Source organism: Alteribacillus persepolensis, assembly GCF_900099605.1.
GTDB classification, from domain to species: domain Bacteria; phylum Bacillota; class Bacilli; order Bacillales; family Marinococcaceae; genus Alteribacillus; species Alteribacillus persepolensis.
In genome coordinates this window covers 221,141-238,130 of record NZ_FNDK01000002.1, presented here as the reverse complement: position 1 = coordinate 238,130, position 16,990 = coordinate 221,141, and the positions used below count along the sequence as shown (strand labels likewise).

Below are 16,990 nucleotides of genomic sequence, written 5' to 3'. Positions count from 1 at the left end.
AGGCATCGGGCCGGGCGGATCTGTCTGCTGTGTTGTGAAATAGGACCCTACCATCGATGCCGGCCCAAGTCCTGTCGATGCCACAAGGTGCACGCCCGTCTCCCTCGAAAGCGCTCGATACAACAAGACATTGCGTCCTTTGAACATGCCGCCGCGGTCCACAATTGTTTTTCCGCCAAGACGGCGGTACTCGATCAGGACACGTCTTAACGTCTCAAATTGTTTGCTTTCATCCGTATCGATTTCCGGTGCTATCTCCGCCCCAGGCACCATGGAAAGAAGAGCCTCGTGAGGAAGGACAACTCCCAACTCCTCAGCAGCTACCGGGCCCAGCACTGTATGCACAGCATCTTCCTGCTTTTTTGTGAAATCTTCTGTCATCGTTTCAACCTCCCATTATTTAACAACACGTTCCTCCACTCTTTTGTTTCATGTCAAAGTACGTGTGAATCCAAATTAGTTGTGTGCTATGGCTAATGGCTCCCTTTTCATACTTGCTGTTTTATTCGTTCAACAAACCAGTACTTTCAGCCTTAAGATACAACAATCATAGAATCACCTCCCCCATTAATTAAATATCGTCCTTCCAACCATTTAAACATAACATAATATTGTTATGACAATTAAGCGTATATAAAAGTTTACAAAATATACAACAGCGGTTCCTTATAGGAACCAGCTGCCTTTTGGTAAAGAAACTGACATTACTTTTTCAAAAACGACCCATATTGCAACCATCGTAACGACGGAATAAATGATATTTCTGCTCCATTTCTTCCTTCCAGCAATAGCAAACGCAATCCACAAAACAATACCAACGGACACGTAAAAGCCGATATATGGTATAAACAAGACAGCCGCAGCTGTCAAAAGAGAAAGAAGGAATATTTTCTTAAAATGAATGCTTTCTGCTTCATCATCATTTTCTTGTCCCTCTTCCCTTGTATCTGTCTGGTAATTAGCAGCGTATCTGGAAGAAAACCGTCTAATTACCGTTACGATCATTCCAATACATGATAAACCGACAATTCCCCATAATATAACTAACGGGAACGTACGCGGTGTTAAACCAAATTCAGGTTCAAAATAGCTAGTTTGTGCTGGAGTAATAACAATAAACACGACAGCAATAAGACCAATTACTAGATAGCTCATTATTTCTCTCATTGATTGATCCCCTCGCTTTCACTCGTTGGCTGGCTTTTCTTTTGCGATAGTTTCGTGATAAAAGGAATCAAAAAGATAATCAATGTTAAAAGCAAAAGAACTAGAGAGATAGGACGCTCAAATAAGATTGCAAGTGAGCCTTCACCCATAACTAACGTTTGGCCGAATGATAATTCTGTTAAGCCTCCAAGAATTAAACCAATAATAATTGCTACTCGCGAAAAGCCCGCCTTCATAATAAAGAGACCTGCAACACCAAACGCAAAAACGAGTGCAACATCAAGCATAGAGTTGCGAATAGAATAAGCCGCTGCTAAACAAATGGTTAAAATAATCGGATATAAAATAGCAGTATCAAGTTTCGTAATAATGATATTGAAAAACTTACTGTAAATAAAAGCCATTGGTGCAAGTAACAGATTAGCAATAATTAAGCTGAAAATTACTGCATAAACAATCTCTGGAGTACTCTCCATAATATTAGGTCCTGGTGTAATTCCGTGTATCATAAATGCCCCGATTAAAATAGCTGCCGCTGCATCACCAGGAATACCGAATGAAAATAACGGAAGTAAGTTAGCTCCGCTTACTGCGCTGTTTCCTGACTCGGCCGCAGCCACTCCTCGTATGGACCCTTTTCCTACTTTTATCTTGTCTTTGCGAGACCGAGAGCGTTGATGTTCGATCTGATAATTCAAAAACGCTCCCATTGAAGGACCTGCCCCGGGAAGGATACCTAAAATTCCACCAACAACTGCCCCTCTTAATATGGTTGGTACAGCTTTTATTCCCTCTTTCCACGACAGTCCTTTTGCTTTTTCTCCACCGGCTGTTAATGATGCATTGCTTTTTTCATTCCCTTTATGAAAACGTTTACTAATTTGAATGAAAACTTCCGGTAAGCATAATAAACCAATAACTCCAACCATTATATCGATTCCATTTAACAAATCACTATTACCAAATGTATAGCGCGGAGACCCTCGTAAGGCCTCCATTCCAATCATTGCAATAAAAAGACCGATTAACCCGCTAATTAAATTTTTGATTAGGCTCCCCGTATTTGTTTCTGAAATACTAGCGACAGATATGAGTGCTAACAAAACTAAAATTAAAAACTCAGGAGCACCAAACATTAAAGCTAAAGCAGTCATCGGTACTATGGCGACTAATAGCATAATATCTGTTAACATATCAGCCGTCACACTCGAAAAAATTGACATTTGTACTGCTTTTAGTCCCTCGCCCTTTTTCTTTAGTGTATACCCATCAAATAAAGTAGCTGCAGCAGCAGGAGTTCCAGGGGTCCCAACCATAATTGATGTTAAACTTCCAGCAAATGTGCTGGCTTTATAAATGGCTGTCAGTAACACAACCGCCACTGTTAAGGATAGACTATAAGTGATAGGCACCATCAAAGCTAGAGCCAGTGTGCCGGATAGTCCTGGAACAGAACCTACTAATAATCCAATCATCACACCAGCAGTTAAGGCCAAAAGGTGCTGCCAATTCAATATGGATAATAAGGCTTGAAGCAATGTATCAAGCATGTTTACTCATACCCTTCTCAAACGTATCATCAATTGTTTGCATCCATAATCTGTCCAATCGCTTCTCTTCCTTCATTCATCTGCTCTTCTAATTCTTCTCCTTTTAAAAACGCAGGTGCAAGCTGCATCTTTTCCATCTCTTCTTGAACTTCTGGATCATTCATTACTTCTTCAAGTGTGCTTAACAAAATATTTCGCACATCATCAGGAAGATCATTTGGAGCAATAAACAATAAGTTATGAATGAGAGGGTTATCCACACCTAATTCATCTAATGTCGGCACATCTTCTAAACCGGGAACCCTGTCATTTGTTGTCACTGCTAATGTACGAACATCCCCAGAATTCACATGCTCCACAACATTCGCCAATGGTGTTGACACAACATCAGCATCCCCGGAAAGCAATTTCAATACAGCATCATTTCCACCTGTAGTCGATAACAACCCATAGTCCCCAATACCATAGTGTTCAGCGACTAAATCCCACCATAAGTGAGTGATACTGCGTGAAGCAGACGGGGCCACAGAAAGCTGGTCCGACGAGACGTTTTCCAAATCATCTAATGTTTCCACGTCACTATCTGCTCTCACACTAATACCATTGGTGTACTCTCCAATTTGAGCAATGACATCTAAGTCATTCAAATCTGAAATAGCCGTTTCCTGTTGATGCAAAGTAATTTCAGCTGCTAAAGCACCTGTTCCCACCGTATAACCATCCGGGTTTGATTGAGAAACCTGAACATGAGCTGGGACGGTGCCTCCGCCTGGAACATTTTCAATAACAATAGAAGTATCTAATTTTTGAGACATTTCATCAGCAAGAAAACGTGTAGCTAAATCTGTCACGGAACCAGAATCAAATGGAACAATCCAAGTAATTGGCTGTTCTGGAAAATTCGGATTTGAGGCATTTGAACCTTCTGATCCTTGGGCGCTTTCACTAGTATTTCCTCCTGTACTTCCACCGCTGCAAGCAACTAACATTCCTAACGATAAAATAAAAATTATTGCTGGTAATAGTTTGTGTTTCATCTTTTCTCACTCTCCCTTTCTAATATTCTTTTTTCTAAGATTCACCTTCCTTTCGCCAACGCTTTCAATCTTTGACAAATTGCGAAACAACTTCTCGCTGTGAGATTGCTTTAAATTTATCATAATTTTCACATAAGTCAAAATATCAAAATCATTAGACACCTATATAAAAAACATATATATTTATGGTGAAAAGGCTTACTGATATTACTTTTGCAGAACGTTTTTGAGCATCATTGCCGCTTTATTTTCTAAAAAAGACAGCATATATTTCCTCTTTACCTTAGAACACCAGGGAAATATGTAACCTTTGCATGCACTGCAGGCCGAGCTTGTTTCTACCATACACGTGACTGTTTATCGTAATCAGTATTCTTTGACATTCAATTTCAAGACATAAGAGATAGATTATGAAAATAGAAGGAGATTATATGGATATTCGCCAGCTTAAATATTTTCTTACGATTGTCGATGAAGGATCAATTTCAAAGGCAGCCAATAAACTACACATGACTCAACCGCCTTTAAGTCAGAAACTAAAATTATTGGAAGACGAATTAGGAGTGTCGCTTTTAGAACGTACGACTAAAAAATTAGTTATGACAGAAGCAGGAAGGTTACTGTATGACCGTGCACAAGATATCATGGAGCGTCTGAATGGCACGGCTGAAGAAATAAAAGAACTAAGCGAAGGTATAACGGGTACGTTAACAATCGGCACGATTGCTTCGCTTGGTTCAGAACTTTTGCTGAAAGGCATTCAGCATTTTCAAAAACATTATCCGAATGTCACTTTCCAAGTCCATGAAGGAGATCCTAATCGTATTATGGAACTCTCCAAAAATCGCGACGTGGAACTAGGTATCGTTCGATTACCGGTCGACAGTGACGTATTTGACATGATTCACCTGCCGTCTGAACCCATGTATGCTGCTATGAACCATAAATGGAATGAAACTAGTCAGTGTGACATTACATTGTCCCAATTAAAAGATAAACCTTTATTGCTGTTGAAAAGGTATCCAGGAACATCAACATATAATCAAAAAATGTATACGATGGAGATGGTAAAGGAAGCATGCAATAAAGCAGGATTTAACCCGCATATTATTGGTGAAAGCACGTCCCTTACAATGCTTCTTAATTGGGCTTATCACGGAATTGGTGTAGTTATTGTTCCGAAATCAGCTATGAATGTTCTGCCGACTAGTGAGTTAGTATATAAAAAAATTACTCACCCCTCCATCGAATCACGTCCTTCTGGATTAATATGGCTAAAACATCGACACCTTTCCACTCCGGCAAAAAGATTTATCGATTATATCGCTTCTACTACGTTTTAAATTTCTTCCCGCGTGGCAGGTTCATCCCTCTTGAATACTGCCACAAAACACTTTCCTTTTAACCTTTTCCTGCTATTTATATTTTTTTTAAATATATAATAAATAAAACTAATATTATGAAAATGAATAACCACCTGATATCATAATTTTTAGAAAATAATTGTTTTCATTTATCACATAGTATTGGAGGAATGAACATGTTAAAAGGAAAAGCATCCATTAAAGGAAAACCATCTTTCACAAGCCCCCCGTTAATTGAAAAAACTCCCCCACGTTGTCCGCCAATGGTTGATATAAAATCAGCGGATGATTTAATTCCGTATCTTGATGAAGTTGCCAAACGCCCCTATAACCACGGTCTCCATGCCGGTTGGGATTTACAGCCGGGAGAAAGAGTGCTTCTTCGCGTTGATAACTGGCACGATCCAATGGTGATTGAGGCATGCAAAAAAATCCTTGAAAAATATAACACGAACTATGAAGTAAAAATGGTAGATAAAGGTCCCATTATTCGTTGGAAAGGGCATGATGAAGTAGATTATTACTTAGCCCGCACGAAAGAATTAGCAGAGTGGATGGATGAGTGGGAGAAAATGGAAGAAGAAGGTGAGTACGATAAACTGCTCTGGGGATACGGTGGTCCCGTCTTAAGAGATACCAATATTAAGATTCAGCGCATGCCTTTTATCACCCCTGAATTGACAGCTACTCCTGCCCACACTATTCCATACGAAATTATTGATGCAATTGATAAATGGACATGGAATAAAATTCGCCATGCCAAACGTATTCGAATTCAAGATCCAGAAGGAACAGACTTAAGCTATACCAATCACGATGAATATTACGACTCCAAACGTGAATTTTATAACCCCGATCTTGTTGAACGGTTCTGGAAAGGGAATAAAAGTTTTGGAAAAACATATCTTCCTGGACACGTATTAGGACGGCCGTGGCTTTACCATCCGAAAGAAGACGCAACTGGTGTCATCGCTGGAACAACCAACCACATTGGGCCCGTGCCATGGATTCAATTGGAAGTGGATAAAGGAAAAATTACTCAAATTAATGAAGGGGGAGAATTTGGCGAGAAACTTCGCAAGTTGAAAAGTGAGACCGATCATTTGAAATATCCTGGATTCCCGGACGAGGGGCTATTCCGCTGGTGGGAAGCATCTATTGGAACAAATCCGCACATTCACCGGCCGCGTCAGGGATTTTTAAATGGCTGGCTCAATTGTCTGTACGAACGCATGAGAAGCGGTGTCATTCATATTGGATTTGGAACGATCATTTCCAGCTCTGCGGAGCGGGAAGCAGCAAAAATGGGACTTCCAGTCGGACACTGGCACGTTCATCTTTATTTTCCTACTATGACAGCAGAAATGATGGACGGCAGTACAGAAACAATTATTAAAGATGGTCACCTTTTAGCACTTGATGATCCAGGTGTTCGAGACATAGCTGCTCAATTCGGCGATCCTGACATTTTACTCTCTGAATCATGGATTCCTGCTGTTCCAGGTTTAAATATGGAAGGCGACTATTGGAAACATTACGCCAATGACCCAGAAGACTGGGTAATGACAGAGCTGAACATTTGTGAGCACTATCATCCTCTATTTATGAAAATGGTTGGAGCTGATCCGAAACATTGCAATAACCCTCTTTGGCATACAGCAAATGTTGCAGATGCTTGTTCTTGTGGTCATCACCATTAATGCTCATAAATAAAAAATGAAGACAGTTAAAAGATTAAGCCATATGTGAAATGCATGTGGCTTTTCTATCATATCAAACACCATACGATTTGACAGAAAACATAAAATGATCACGGTAAATTACTATCTGCACACTTTTCATTATTTTTCATCCCGATTGGAGGACTTTCCTATGTCTCATCATTCATCTTGGAATATTCCATTGCTCCTTAGTCTCCTTGCTTTGCTTTTCTTATATTGGCTTTTGATTGGCTTTTTGAAAAAACGAAACCATGAACAGATACAAATAACTAAAAAACGCATCTATTCCTTTACAGCTGGGTGTCTTCTTCTATTTATTACATTTGGCAGTCCGCTTGCCTACTATAGCCATACGTATCTCACCATTCATATGCTGCAAATGAGCATTCTCTGTTTCATCATTCCACCTCTTCTCATTTACGGCATGCCGGCATCTGCATATGGAACGTTCATTCCTCATTTTATAAAAAAATTACCTTCAAGTACCGCTGCACTCGTTTTTGCATTTTTCTTTTTTCTGTATCATATGCCGGGTATCTTTAATCAAGTCAACACTCATCATTTGACGCATATTGCTTACCATGCTTTGCTTTTTCTATCTGCTTTATTGATGTGGCTTCCTTCCCTTTTTCACTTCATCACGAAAGGTACGGGCCGCCCTAAGAAAACATATTTTTCTTTCATGATGCTTGTTACCATGCCAGCTTGTGTTCTGCTCCTTTTTGCCAATCATGAGTTATACAGCATATACCAGCCTGTTCATGGAGACGAAAGGCTATTTTCCGCCATCACAGACCAGCGCATCAGCGGTTTATTAATGATTATCCTTCACCAACTAGCTATGTATGCTGCTGCAAAATTAAACCAAAAACATTCACCTGATATTCACGTTCCGCCTACATCGGCTTCCTCTGCATAAATGTATTTTATGCTACAGCAGCCATGTTTTAAATGGATAGCCCATACTGCTATCCATTTAAAAATTATTCCTTACAGATTTTCCGAACGAGAAAGCCCGTCTTTAGACATGGGATGATAGTGAGGTCAGACAACGGGCGTCTTCGTATGTTGAAGACACCTAGCCTATACTTGCATATCTTGTTGTTTGACTTTGGAATAACTTGTTTTGGATTTGACCTTGCCTCTTTATATCATTATTAAATAATGAGAAAAGAAATTCCTAAAAATAATAGTGAGAATACAGAAGCTGCTGTCAAATTGTACATTTATTTACACAATGCCCAGCCGCTTCAGTCATCTTTATACCAGACCCTGTCATCCCTTTCATTCAATCGATCCGTTAATAATGAAATGTTTTCTTGTAGTGACTTAACGCTAGTAAAGGAAATAAATATTCATAACTATGATAATGAATATAAAACCCTCCTGGAAGTCCTTGCCCTTTCGGATACGTCGTTGTCCAATCATTTTCCCCAGAAGTTTCCAGCAAAAATTTGAGCCCGCGTTTTAATTCGGGTGTCTCTTCATTTTCTGCTGAAACAAGTGCGTCTAATGCCCAGGCAGTGTGAGTTCGAGTGCTCTCATACAATGGAACATATTTTTTCATTATATCGCTGTTACAAGACTCTCCCCATCCGCCGTTTTTATTTTGAATGGAGTATAACCATTGGACCGCTTTTTGAACAGACGGATGCTTTTTACGCACGTTTACTGCTAATAACCCTGTCAAAGCAGCCCACGTCCCATAAATATAACAAATCCCCCACCTGCCATACCATGAGCCGTCCTTTCGCTGATTTCGCAGAAGCCATTGAATACCCTTGTTCACAAACGGATGATGACGATCGACATGAGTGACATTCCCTAAAAATTCTAGTGTTCTCCCTGTTAAATCTGCAGTAGAAGGGTCTAGTAACATTTTCCCTCCTCCTTCTACCGGCAGCCAAGAAAGAAAAGATTTATTGACATTTTTTTCAAACGCAGCCCAGCCGCCGTCATTGTTTTGCATGGATACAACCCACTGTACAGCACGGTCCCACGCTTGCGAATAAGTTGGTTCGTTTACAATAAGAGTTCGCAAAGATCGTAAGGAAGCAGTTGTATCATCTATATCAGGATTGATGGTATTAATATCGGAAAACCCCCACCCTCCCGGTATGACGTTTTGATTGTGGACAGCCCAGTCACCATAAAGAAAATGCTGCCTCGACAACAAATATTGATGGGCTTTTTGAATCGTTTCTGAAGAAGTCGGAACTCCTGCTTCTTGTAAACCATAACTAATTAACGCTGTGTTCCAAACATTTGCGGTTGTGTATTGTATATGCATTTGATTATCGATGGTCGTCTGATACGATGTTAGTCCCTGAACCGCTTTTCGAATGACAGGGTGCTGCTTCGGATATCCCCGAGCCATCAAAGCAAAAACCATGAGAAACGTAGAGCTAAAATAACTATAAAATGTTCCATCTGGTTCGATGCGCTGCAGCATATATTTCTCCGCGTGTTCTAAGGCTATCTCATGAAGCTCATGCGAATATCCTGCTAACTTATCGATTCCCTGCCGAATAAGAGACTGTAAGGATTGCAAACCACGCAGCTCTCTTTCCCAGCCATGATCATTTCTATTTAAAAATAAATCAGATATATCCGGAGAACGTTCTGTCTTTATGCTAAATCTATAATCCGCAGCTATGAATATAGGAGTAAGATTTGATCTTGCATACACAGAAAAGTCAAAAAAGTTCACTGGAAAAGAAGTCGGTAAAAGAATCAGCTCAACCGGCATGGGGAAATGACTCGGCCATTTATATCGGCCCGTTAAAGCTAACATCACTTTGGTGAACATATTGATTTCCTTTAATCCACCATTCTTTAAAATAAATTGTTTGGCTAAGAACATAGATTGATCATGTTTGGTCCGGTACCCGGAGTAGAGCACAGCATAATAAGCTTCAACCGTTGCCGACAGATTCCCTTTTTCCTCGTCATGAAATAACTTCCATGCTCCGTTTTTTTCCTGCTTCATTAGAATTCTACGCACCAGTGCGTAAATCAAATCTTCATCATTTATTTCTAATGTGCGTAATAAGATAATCATATAACAATCCGTTGCAATACCTGTTTCAAATGGGCAGGACCAGGAACCGTCATGATTCTGTTCCTTTACCAAAATGTTCACGAGTCGATTTATTTCCGCTTGTATTTGTTTCATATAACCGCTTACCCTCTCTTGTTAACATCTTTTTGAATACTTATTCCTTTCTATACAAGGATATTCCAGAACGGAAAGGAAGGGTAATGGTGAAGACCAGCTGGTCACAAAAGAAGAAAATGAAGAAACAATCTCCATCTTATACTGAAATAAAAGAAGCATTAAAAAAGAAACACAAAAATAAACCAAGTTCTTTTCCAGAATATAAATTGACAAACGGGGAAAGAAAGCTCATCACATACATTAAAGAAACAACACAACAATGGAACGTAAATAATGTTACACGCACACAGGCATATTTTGATTTTTTTCTGCAACACCCTGAAATTCACTGGGCATTATTAGGTCATATGGTATCGCGAAATGGCGGCTGGTACATGACGGATTTAAAAGGAGATCTTCTCACAAGACTGCTGTCTGAGAAAGAACAACAACATTTCTTTTTCTTTTTAGAACGCGGAAACTGGTTAATCTTTCAAGATGTATATCCGCAATTTCTTCTGTATCAGCACAGTTTAAAAACCAGCAGCAACCTTTTTTATCTTCTTCCGTTTTTCGATGTTTCCATATTTATGGAAACGATGTGGAATTATTTTTGGAAGTATCGTGACCGCTACCTTTTAGCGATTGCTACCGTCATTAACGAACAAAGTTATTTAGAAAAAAGAGTAATACAACATCCTCATTTCAAAAAAACGGTATTAAATACAATAGGCTTTAAATTGTATGATTTTCTGCGTTTTAACCATGTCATCTTTCCCTTTCATAAGAATAAAACGACGGATAAGCCGAGCATAACAGGAGATACGCTGCGCCACTTTTCCTCTCTTCATGAGAGGATTATGCTGGGCAAACGTTTGTATTCCCTGCTTTTTCATCAAACAACCATCTTGCAAGGTGTTTTGCATTGGGCTAATCACCACCCTCACACCGGTTCACGAAAAGACTATTGGAACCATCTTTTTCACGATATTAACGACATGCTGCCAGGCCGCCATTATCAGCGAAGAATCAAAGAATGCCAGCTAAAAAAAGGAGCACCTCGTATTTATAGTCCTCCATTGCAATTTGCCTGGAAAAATATTGATCACCCTGAAGCGGAAAAAGGCGACTGGTTTGATGATTGGAGAATTGTTGATTATTTAATGGAAGAAGAAAAATTCACAGGTGGCGACATATATGATCATTATTGTAAAACGATCGAGAAAATCGAGAGTACTATCATCGCAAAAAAAGCAATTTTTCTCAAACGAGAGTAGCCATCTTTACGCCTATATAACAACAGCTCTATTTGCTGCGCTTGTTGGAACTTATTTAGATTTAATTTTCGTTGGGGCAGGGATGTATCATTTTCCAGTCAGGCTCTTTCCTGAACTATTTACGATTAATATTGTATTCACGTTATTTTTCCTTCCCCTGTTCACAGTTCTCTTTCTACTAGTGGCAAAACGAGTTCCACCCTTTGTTCGTGCGGCAACCATCATTGTTATTAGTGCAGGGGTATTTTTTGCGGAACATTTCGCCGAACAATTAGGATGGTTTCAACACGGAACCAACTGGAATCATGTTTATTCTTTGATCGGCTATATGCTGTTTTTATGCCTCATTTGGAAGCTTTTCCTCGTATTCTCCTCTTTTAGAAAACGGTGAAAAAATAGAGGAACAAATGACCAGAAGGAGATAATGCGAAGTATAGTTTCATGCAGTTTGCTCTTCGTTCTAGTTAAGATATTTACAATTTCCTATAATCATCCTGTATTTCAACGTTTATTATCCATGATGGACGAAAGATAAACAGCGTATCGTGTGAGTTTTTTCATTTCCTTATACTGGATGTTGCCGAATCAAAAAAGCGTGGTACATCACCTCATCGGTAAGTACCACGCTTTTTTCCATTTATTGGGTTTGGCTCAGGCTTTTTATGTTACAGTAACAAGCGTTCGTTTTACTATTATGTATGGTGGAGACGGTGGGAATCGAACCCACGTCCAGGAATATCGCCACTTAAGCTTCTACGAGCGTAGTCACTATATTATGGTTCGCCGTTGCATTGGCCTAGTGACGGGCCGCTGCAAGGCTAGTCTGATTAATCTCTTCTGCCGGCCTCAGACGGCGGCCGGACAGCGTAGCCCACTTCATAGTGAGACCCCGGTCACTCCACATGGGCGATGGAGAGCGGGATCCGCAGTCAACTGTTACGCAGCTACTGCGAGGTTTTCGTTAGATTTGCCAGTTATTATTGGCGTGGGCCTTTATCGAGACTGCCCAGCTCGACTCGCTACTTAAGCTCGACCTATCCCTGTCGAAGCCGTGTCGTCCCCATGTAAAAGAGGAAGAGAACTATTCTGTTTTCCCTTTGGACATTTTATTATAACATATTCTCTCCCGAATGCAAATACTTTTATTCACCTTTCATTTGGCGCCTAATGGCGCGCTCCATATCACGTTTTGCGTCCTTTTGTTTGATGGCTTCGCGTTTATCATATTTCTTTTTCCCTTTTGCTAATCCAATTAACACTTTCGCTACACCGTGCTTGATATACACTTTCAATGGTACAATCGAATAGCCGGCTTGCTGGCTTTTTCCGATTAATTTATTAATTTCACGCCGGTGCAGGAGCAGTTTCCGCGTCCGCAGCGGATCATGATTGAATTGATTGCCTTGTTCATAAGGGCTGATATGTGCGTTATGCAAAAACATTTCACTGTTATCGATTTTTGCAAAACTGTCTTTTATATTCACCCGCCCTGCCCGAATCGACTTAATTTCCGTACCTTTCAAGACAATTCCGGCTTCAAACGTTTCTTCAATAAAATAATCATGGCGGGCTTTTCTGTTTTGTGCAAGAACTCTTCCTTCCGTTTTTGCTGCCATCTCCCGAACACCTTTCTTCCCTGTCACAAATCAAATACTCGTTCAAAAGTCATTGTCATCCTTATATAGTAGCAACATTCTCAAACAGCGTCAACAAGACAGCGGCTGCTGTAACTTCTTAGAAACAGCAGCCTGCCTCCTTTTCTATCGTTTTTTCCCTTTCTTTTTTGGCACGTTTTCATAAAAAGGTTTATTTCGCTGGTTTTTATTTTTGTGCTTTTGTCTTCCTTTTTTGGCCGTTGTTTTATTTTTGTCGTCATTTTGGCCATTGTTTCTTTTTCCGCCTTGAATGACTTTCGGCCGGTCTTTTCGTGTACGCTTTTTCGACCCTTTCATGCCGACAATTTCAAAATCAATATCGTGCTCCTCTACATTAACATTTATAACACGCACTTCTACTTCATCGCCAATTCGAAAGACATTCCCGGTTCTCTCCCCAATTAAGGCATATTGCTTGTCATCGAAGTGATAATAGTCATCTGTAAGATAACTAATATGCACCATACCTTCAATCGTATTTTCTAGTTCGACAAACAAACCGAAATTGGCCGCTCCGCTAATAAAGCCAGTAAATTCCTCGCCTACTTTGTCTTCCATAAATTGTGCCTTCTTCAAGTCATCAACTTCACGCTCTGCATCCACTGCGCGGCGCTCCATTTCAGATGCATGTTGTGTGATATCCGGCAGTTTGTCTTTCCAAGCAGATTGTGTTTTTCCATCCATGTTTTTATGGACTAAATACTCACGAATTAAGCGGTGGACAATTAAGTCCGGATACCGCCGAATCGGGGAAGTGAAATGAGTATAAAAATCTGATGCAAGACCGAAGTGGCCAACGTTTTCAGGATCGTATTTTGCCTGCTGCATCGAGCGAAGCAAAACGGTATTAATCACCGCTTCTTCGGGTTCTCCTTTTACCTCATCCAATACTTTTTGCAATGCACTTGGATGAACGGTATTGGCACTTCCTTTTACAACATAGCCAAAATTAGTCACAAATTCCAAAAAGCGCTCTAACTTTTCCGAATCAGGATCTTCGTGTATCCGGTACACAAATGGCACTTTCATCCAATGGAAATGTTCCGCGACCGTTTCATTGGCAGCAAGCATAAACTCCTCAATTAATCGTTCTGCCACAGAGCGGTCGATTAACACAACGTCTGTTGGATTACCGTCTTCATCCACTTTGACACTCGCTTCCTTGAAGTCAAAATCTATCGCACCACGGCTGAAACGTTTTTTACGCAAAATTGCTGCCAACTCTTCCATTTGTTCAAAAAATGGAACCAGCTCTTTATATTTTTCGCGTGTTTCTTCATCTTTTTCTTCTAAAATTAAGCGAACATCATCGTAGGTCATACGCTCGTTCGTGCGGATAACACTTTCAAAAATATCGTGATCGACCACTTCGCCTTTTTCATTAATTTCCATTTCACAAGACAGTGTTAAGCGGTCTACTTGCGGGTTTAAACTGCAGATGCCATTAGACAAACGATGCGGAATCATCGGAATGACGCGGTCTACTAAGTAAACACTCGTTCCTCTTTCATATGCTTCCTCATCGATGGGCGAGCCTTCTGTCACATAATAACTCACATCAGCAATGTGTACACCAAGCAAGTAATTACCGTTTTCCAGCTTTTTCACCTGCACGGCATCGTCCAAGTCTTTCGCATCAGCACCATCAATTGTTACAATCGTCTCCTCACGAAGGTCACGGCGGTTTTCAATTTCTTCTTGTTTTATTTCGTCGGGCACTTGATGTGCTTGATTAATGGTTTCTTCTGGAAAGTCTCCCGGCAGCCCATGTTTATGAATAATCGAAAGAATATCTACTCCTGGATCGTTTTTGTGCCCGAGGATATTAACAACTTTTCCTTCTGCACTAAAACGGCCTTCTGGATATTTTGTAATTTCAACAACCACTTTATGGCCGTCTACCGCGCCATTCTCAGCGTCCTGCGGAATAAAGATATCATTTGTAATGTGTTTGTCATCTACTTCGACAAATCCGTAGGAGCGGTTATCAATATAGGTCCCGACAGTCTTTGTCGTCCCCCGCTCTAAAATCCGCACTACCGTGCCTTCAGGTTTTGCACCAGATGATTTTTGCTGCACCCGTACAAGCACAGTGTCACGATTCATTGCTCCGTTCAAGTCACCGGCCGGTACAAACACATCGTCTTCCTCTTTATTCTCCGGCAGTATAAATGCAAATCCTCTTTGGTGACTTTGCACTCTGCCTTTCAGCAAGTTCATTTTTTCCGGGATGCCGTAGCGGTTGCTGCGCGTACGAACAATATCACCGGATTCTTCGAGATCATTTAAGGCTTTCATTAATGCTTTTGTTTCTTCCGCCCCATTCATCTCTAATTCTTCTTGGATTTCGCTGACAGCCATTGGTTTTGCGGCTTCTTCTTTAAAAAACTGTATTAATTGCTGCTTTTTTTCCTCATCCACCTATTTCATCTCCTTCCGCTGCTTGATGCAGGTTTTATTTATCTGTTTCCCAATCCAGCTGTTCTAAAAACTGATAAACATCTTCATGTAATTGATCTCTTTCCTTGTCCATCGTAATGACATGACCCGATTCTTCGTACCATTTTAAGTGTTTTTCATCAGAAGCTATTTCATCATGAATGACTTGTGCACTTTCAGGAGGCACCATATCGTCTTTTTCTGCCTGTACGATAAATGCCGGTGCATAAATCATATCTAACGAGTCACGCACTTCTTCGATTAACTCATTTACCGATGACAGTGTATCGGTTGGCAGATCCTTAAATTCCTCCATTTCTTTTTCGACCTGCTTTTCATCTTTGTTCTCTAATTGCTTGTATTCTTTAGCATACCGCAGGACCCCTTTGTACAACCGGTCTTTGTTTTCAGAAACAATCATTGGGGCACACATTGGTATAATACCCTTTACTGGATAAGTGTAAGCGACTTTTAATGTCATTAAACCACCGAGCGACAATCCAGCCACAGCAATTTCTTCATAGCCGTCGTTTCTTAATTCCTGCCATGCTCTCTCCACATCCTGCCACCAGTCAAACGAATTACTCTGGAACAACTCTTCCGGCGGCACGCCATGCCCTGTATAAATCGGGGCATGACATGTGTAGCCTCGTTTTTGCAAATAGCGGCCCAGCATTCTTACATCTGCAGATGACCCGGTAAATGCGTGCAGCAACAAGACTGCGCGCTTTCCTCCTTCAAATTTGAACGGTTTTGGTGGTACAATTTTCATCTTACGTTCCCCTTTCTCTCTCTCTTTATTCGTTGTTATTATTTTTCAATAAGCACTTTTCCATACTATTTCCCCATCAGGAATATCATCAATAAGAAAGTTTTCAACATCTTCCATCACTTGCTCGCTATTTGCCCCATGACAGAGGAAATGTTTGGACTGCTCATAGAAATACAGCTTTTTCACAGGCATCGTCATCTTTTCATATAAAAATTGCGCACTTCGTCTTGGTACCAGTCCGTCCTGTACACCTTGTCCAATAAATACCGGGACGGTAACGTCTTTTAAAAAAGGCGTCACGGCTTTCACGGCTTTCTGAAATTCGCGTACGGCATGGAGCGGCGTATGTACTTTTTCATAAAAAATGGGATACCACGGATGCTTTTTCATTTGTCCTTTGATACCAGACTCCAGCATTTCAGCCATATCTTTCATGAGCTGGCCTGCTCCAATGTACTGCGCAGCTGCCCCCAGCAATACGACTTTGGCGACAGGATAACGTGCAGCAATATAGCTGGCCAGCATACCGCCCATGGAAAACCCAATCACATATACTTGATCACAGTGTAAAAATAATTCTCTAGCCGCTAAATCTGCTTTATAAATCCATGTCTTATAAGACACTTCCTTTAAGTTTTCATTCTCGTTATGTCCTGGCAGCACTGGCGTATAAACGAGCCAACGATACTTTTTTCTCAGCCGCTCTGCTAACGGCTCGAGTTCCCATGGCGAGCCAGTAAACCCGTGTAAACATAAACAGCCTGTCGTCATTCTTCTCTGCTCTCCTGTCTGCTATTTTTCGTGTCAGTATTTTATCGTTCATATCAAGAACATACCTATGTTTCCGCCTG

General features: G+C 40.6%; 14 protein-coding genes and 1 other RNA gene. 5 read left to right on the top strand and 10 right to left on the bottom strand.

The features are described from left to right. From BLT18_RS04240 to BLT18_RS04225, 4 genes are all read right to left on the bottom strand, one after another. On the bottom strand, window positions 1-381 hold a 381-nt coding region (locus BLT18_RS04240; RefSeq protein WP_456061231.1), incomplete at its 3' end, for an amidohydrolase family protein. Between the two features lie 285 nt (window positions 382-666). Beyond that, a complete protein-coding gene (locus BLT18_RS04235; RefSeq protein ID WP_091271531.1) occupies window positions 667-1,167 on the bottom strand; it encodes a tripartite tricarboxylate transporter TctB family protein in 501 nt (166 codons plus the stop codon). Further along, window positions 1,164-2,717, bottom strand: a complete 1,554-nt coding sequence (locus BLT18_RS04230) for a tripartite tricarboxylate transporter permease (RefSeq protein WP_091271529.1) — start codon at window positions 2,715-2,717, stop codon at window positions 1,164-1,166. Before BLT18_RS04230 ends, BLT18_RS04235 begins: the two co-directional genes overlap by 4 nt. Before the next feature lie 29 nt (window positions 2,718-2,746). Next, window positions 2,747-3,754 carry a tripartite tricarboxylate transporter substrate binding protein gene (locus tag BLT18_RS04225; protein ID WP_091271528.1) on the bottom strand — a complete coding sequence of 336 codons (1,008 nt, stop codon included), beginning with the start codon at window positions 3,752-3,754 and terminating at the stop codon, window positions 2,747-2,749. 410 nt (window positions 3,755-4,164) lie between these two features. Here BLT18_RS04225 and BLT18_RS04220 point away from each other — a divergent pair, with 410 nt between their 5' ends. From BLT18_RS04220 to BLT18_RS04210, 3 genes are all read left to right on the top strand, one after another. Next, the gene (locus BLT18_RS04220; RefSeq protein WP_091271526.1) at window positions 4,165-5,097 is read left to right on the top strand and encodes a LysR family transcriptional regulator; all 933 of its coding nucleotides are present in this window, start codon (window positions 4,165-4,167) and stop codon (window positions 5,095-5,097) included. 197 nt (window positions 5,098-5,294) lie between these two features. Then, window positions 5,295-6,818: a hypothetical protein gene (locus tag BLT18_RS04215; protein WP_091271524.1), complete on the top strand. Its 1,524-nt coding sequence runs from the start codon at window positions 5,295-5,297 to the stop codon at window positions 6,816-6,818. A gap of 172 nt (window positions 6,819-6,990) precedes the next feature. Then, complete coding sequence (locus BLT18_RS04210) at window positions 6,991-7,758, top strand: cytochrome c oxidase assembly protein (protein WP_175487369.1); 768 nt, start codon at window positions 6,991-6,993, stop codon at window positions 7,756-7,758. A 381-nt stretch (window positions 7,759-8,139) separates the two neighbouring features. On the opposite strand, the gene shc is transcribed toward BLT18_RS04210, so the two are convergent. Further along, window positions 8,140-10,014 carry a squalene--hopene cyclase gene (gene shc, locus BLT18_RS04205; protein ID WP_091271519.1) on the bottom strand — a complete coding sequence of 625 codons (1,875 nt, stop codon included), beginning with the start codon at window positions 10,012-10,014 and terminating at the stop codon, window positions 8,140-8,142. A gap of 86 nt (window positions 10,015-10,100) precedes the next feature. Here shc and BLT18_RS04200 point away from each other — a divergent pair, with 86 nt between their 5' ends. Continuing rightward, window positions 10,101-11,273 carry a DUF2515 family protein gene (locus BLT18_RS04200; RefSeq protein WP_091271517.1) on the top strand — a complete coding sequence of 391 codons (1,173 nt, stop codon included), beginning with the start codon at window positions 10,101-10,103 and terminating at the stop codon, window positions 11,271-11,273. Beyond that, entirely contained in the window at window positions 11,194-11,664 is a 471-nt protein-coding gene (locus BLT18_RS04195; protein ID WP_091271515.1) for a CBO0543 family protein, read from the top strand. The genes BLT18_RS04200 and BLT18_RS04195 overlap by 80 nt, the downstream gene beginning before the upstream one ends. Before the next feature lie 308 nt (window positions 11,665-11,972). On the opposite strand, the gene ssrA is transcribed toward BLT18_RS04195, so the two are convergent. The 5 genes from ssrA to BLT18_RS04170 all read right to left on the bottom strand — a co-directional run bounded on the left by ssrA (window position 11,973) and on the right by BLT18_RS04170 (window position 16,910). Beyond that, window positions 11,973-12,335: a transfer-messenger RNA gene (ssrA, locus tag BLT18_RS04190) on the bottom strand. 80 nt (window positions 12,336-12,415) lie between these two features. Then, window positions 12,416-12,889 (bottom strand): SsrA-binding protein SmpB, encoded by a 474-nt coding sequence (gene smpB / locus BLT18_RS04185; protein ID WP_091271513.1) that lies wholly within the window; start codon window positions 12,887-12,889, stop codon window positions 12,416-12,418. A 144-nt stretch (window positions 12,890-13,033) separates the two neighbouring features. After that, window positions 13,034-15,349 carry a ribonuclease R gene (gene rnr / locus BLT18_RS04180; protein ID WP_091271512.1) on the bottom strand — a complete coding sequence of 772 codons (2,316 nt, stop codon included), beginning with the start codon at window positions 15,347-15,349 and terminating at the stop codon, window positions 13,034-13,036. A 34-nt stretch (window positions 15,350-15,383) separates the two neighbouring features. Then, window positions 15,384-16,139, bottom strand: a complete 756-nt coding sequence (locus tag BLT18_RS04175) for an alpha/beta hydrolase (protein WP_091271509.1) — start codon at window positions 16,137-16,139, stop codon at window positions 15,384-15,386. A gap of 45 nt (window positions 16,140-16,184) precedes the next feature. Further along, the gene (locus tag BLT18_RS04170) at window positions 16,185-16,910 is read right to left on the bottom strand and encodes an alpha/beta hydrolase (protein WP_091271507.1); all 726 of its coding nucleotides are present in this window, start codon (window positions 16,908-16,910) and stop codon (window positions 16,185-16,187) included. Between the last annotated feature and the right edge of the window lie 80 nt (window positions 16,911-16,990).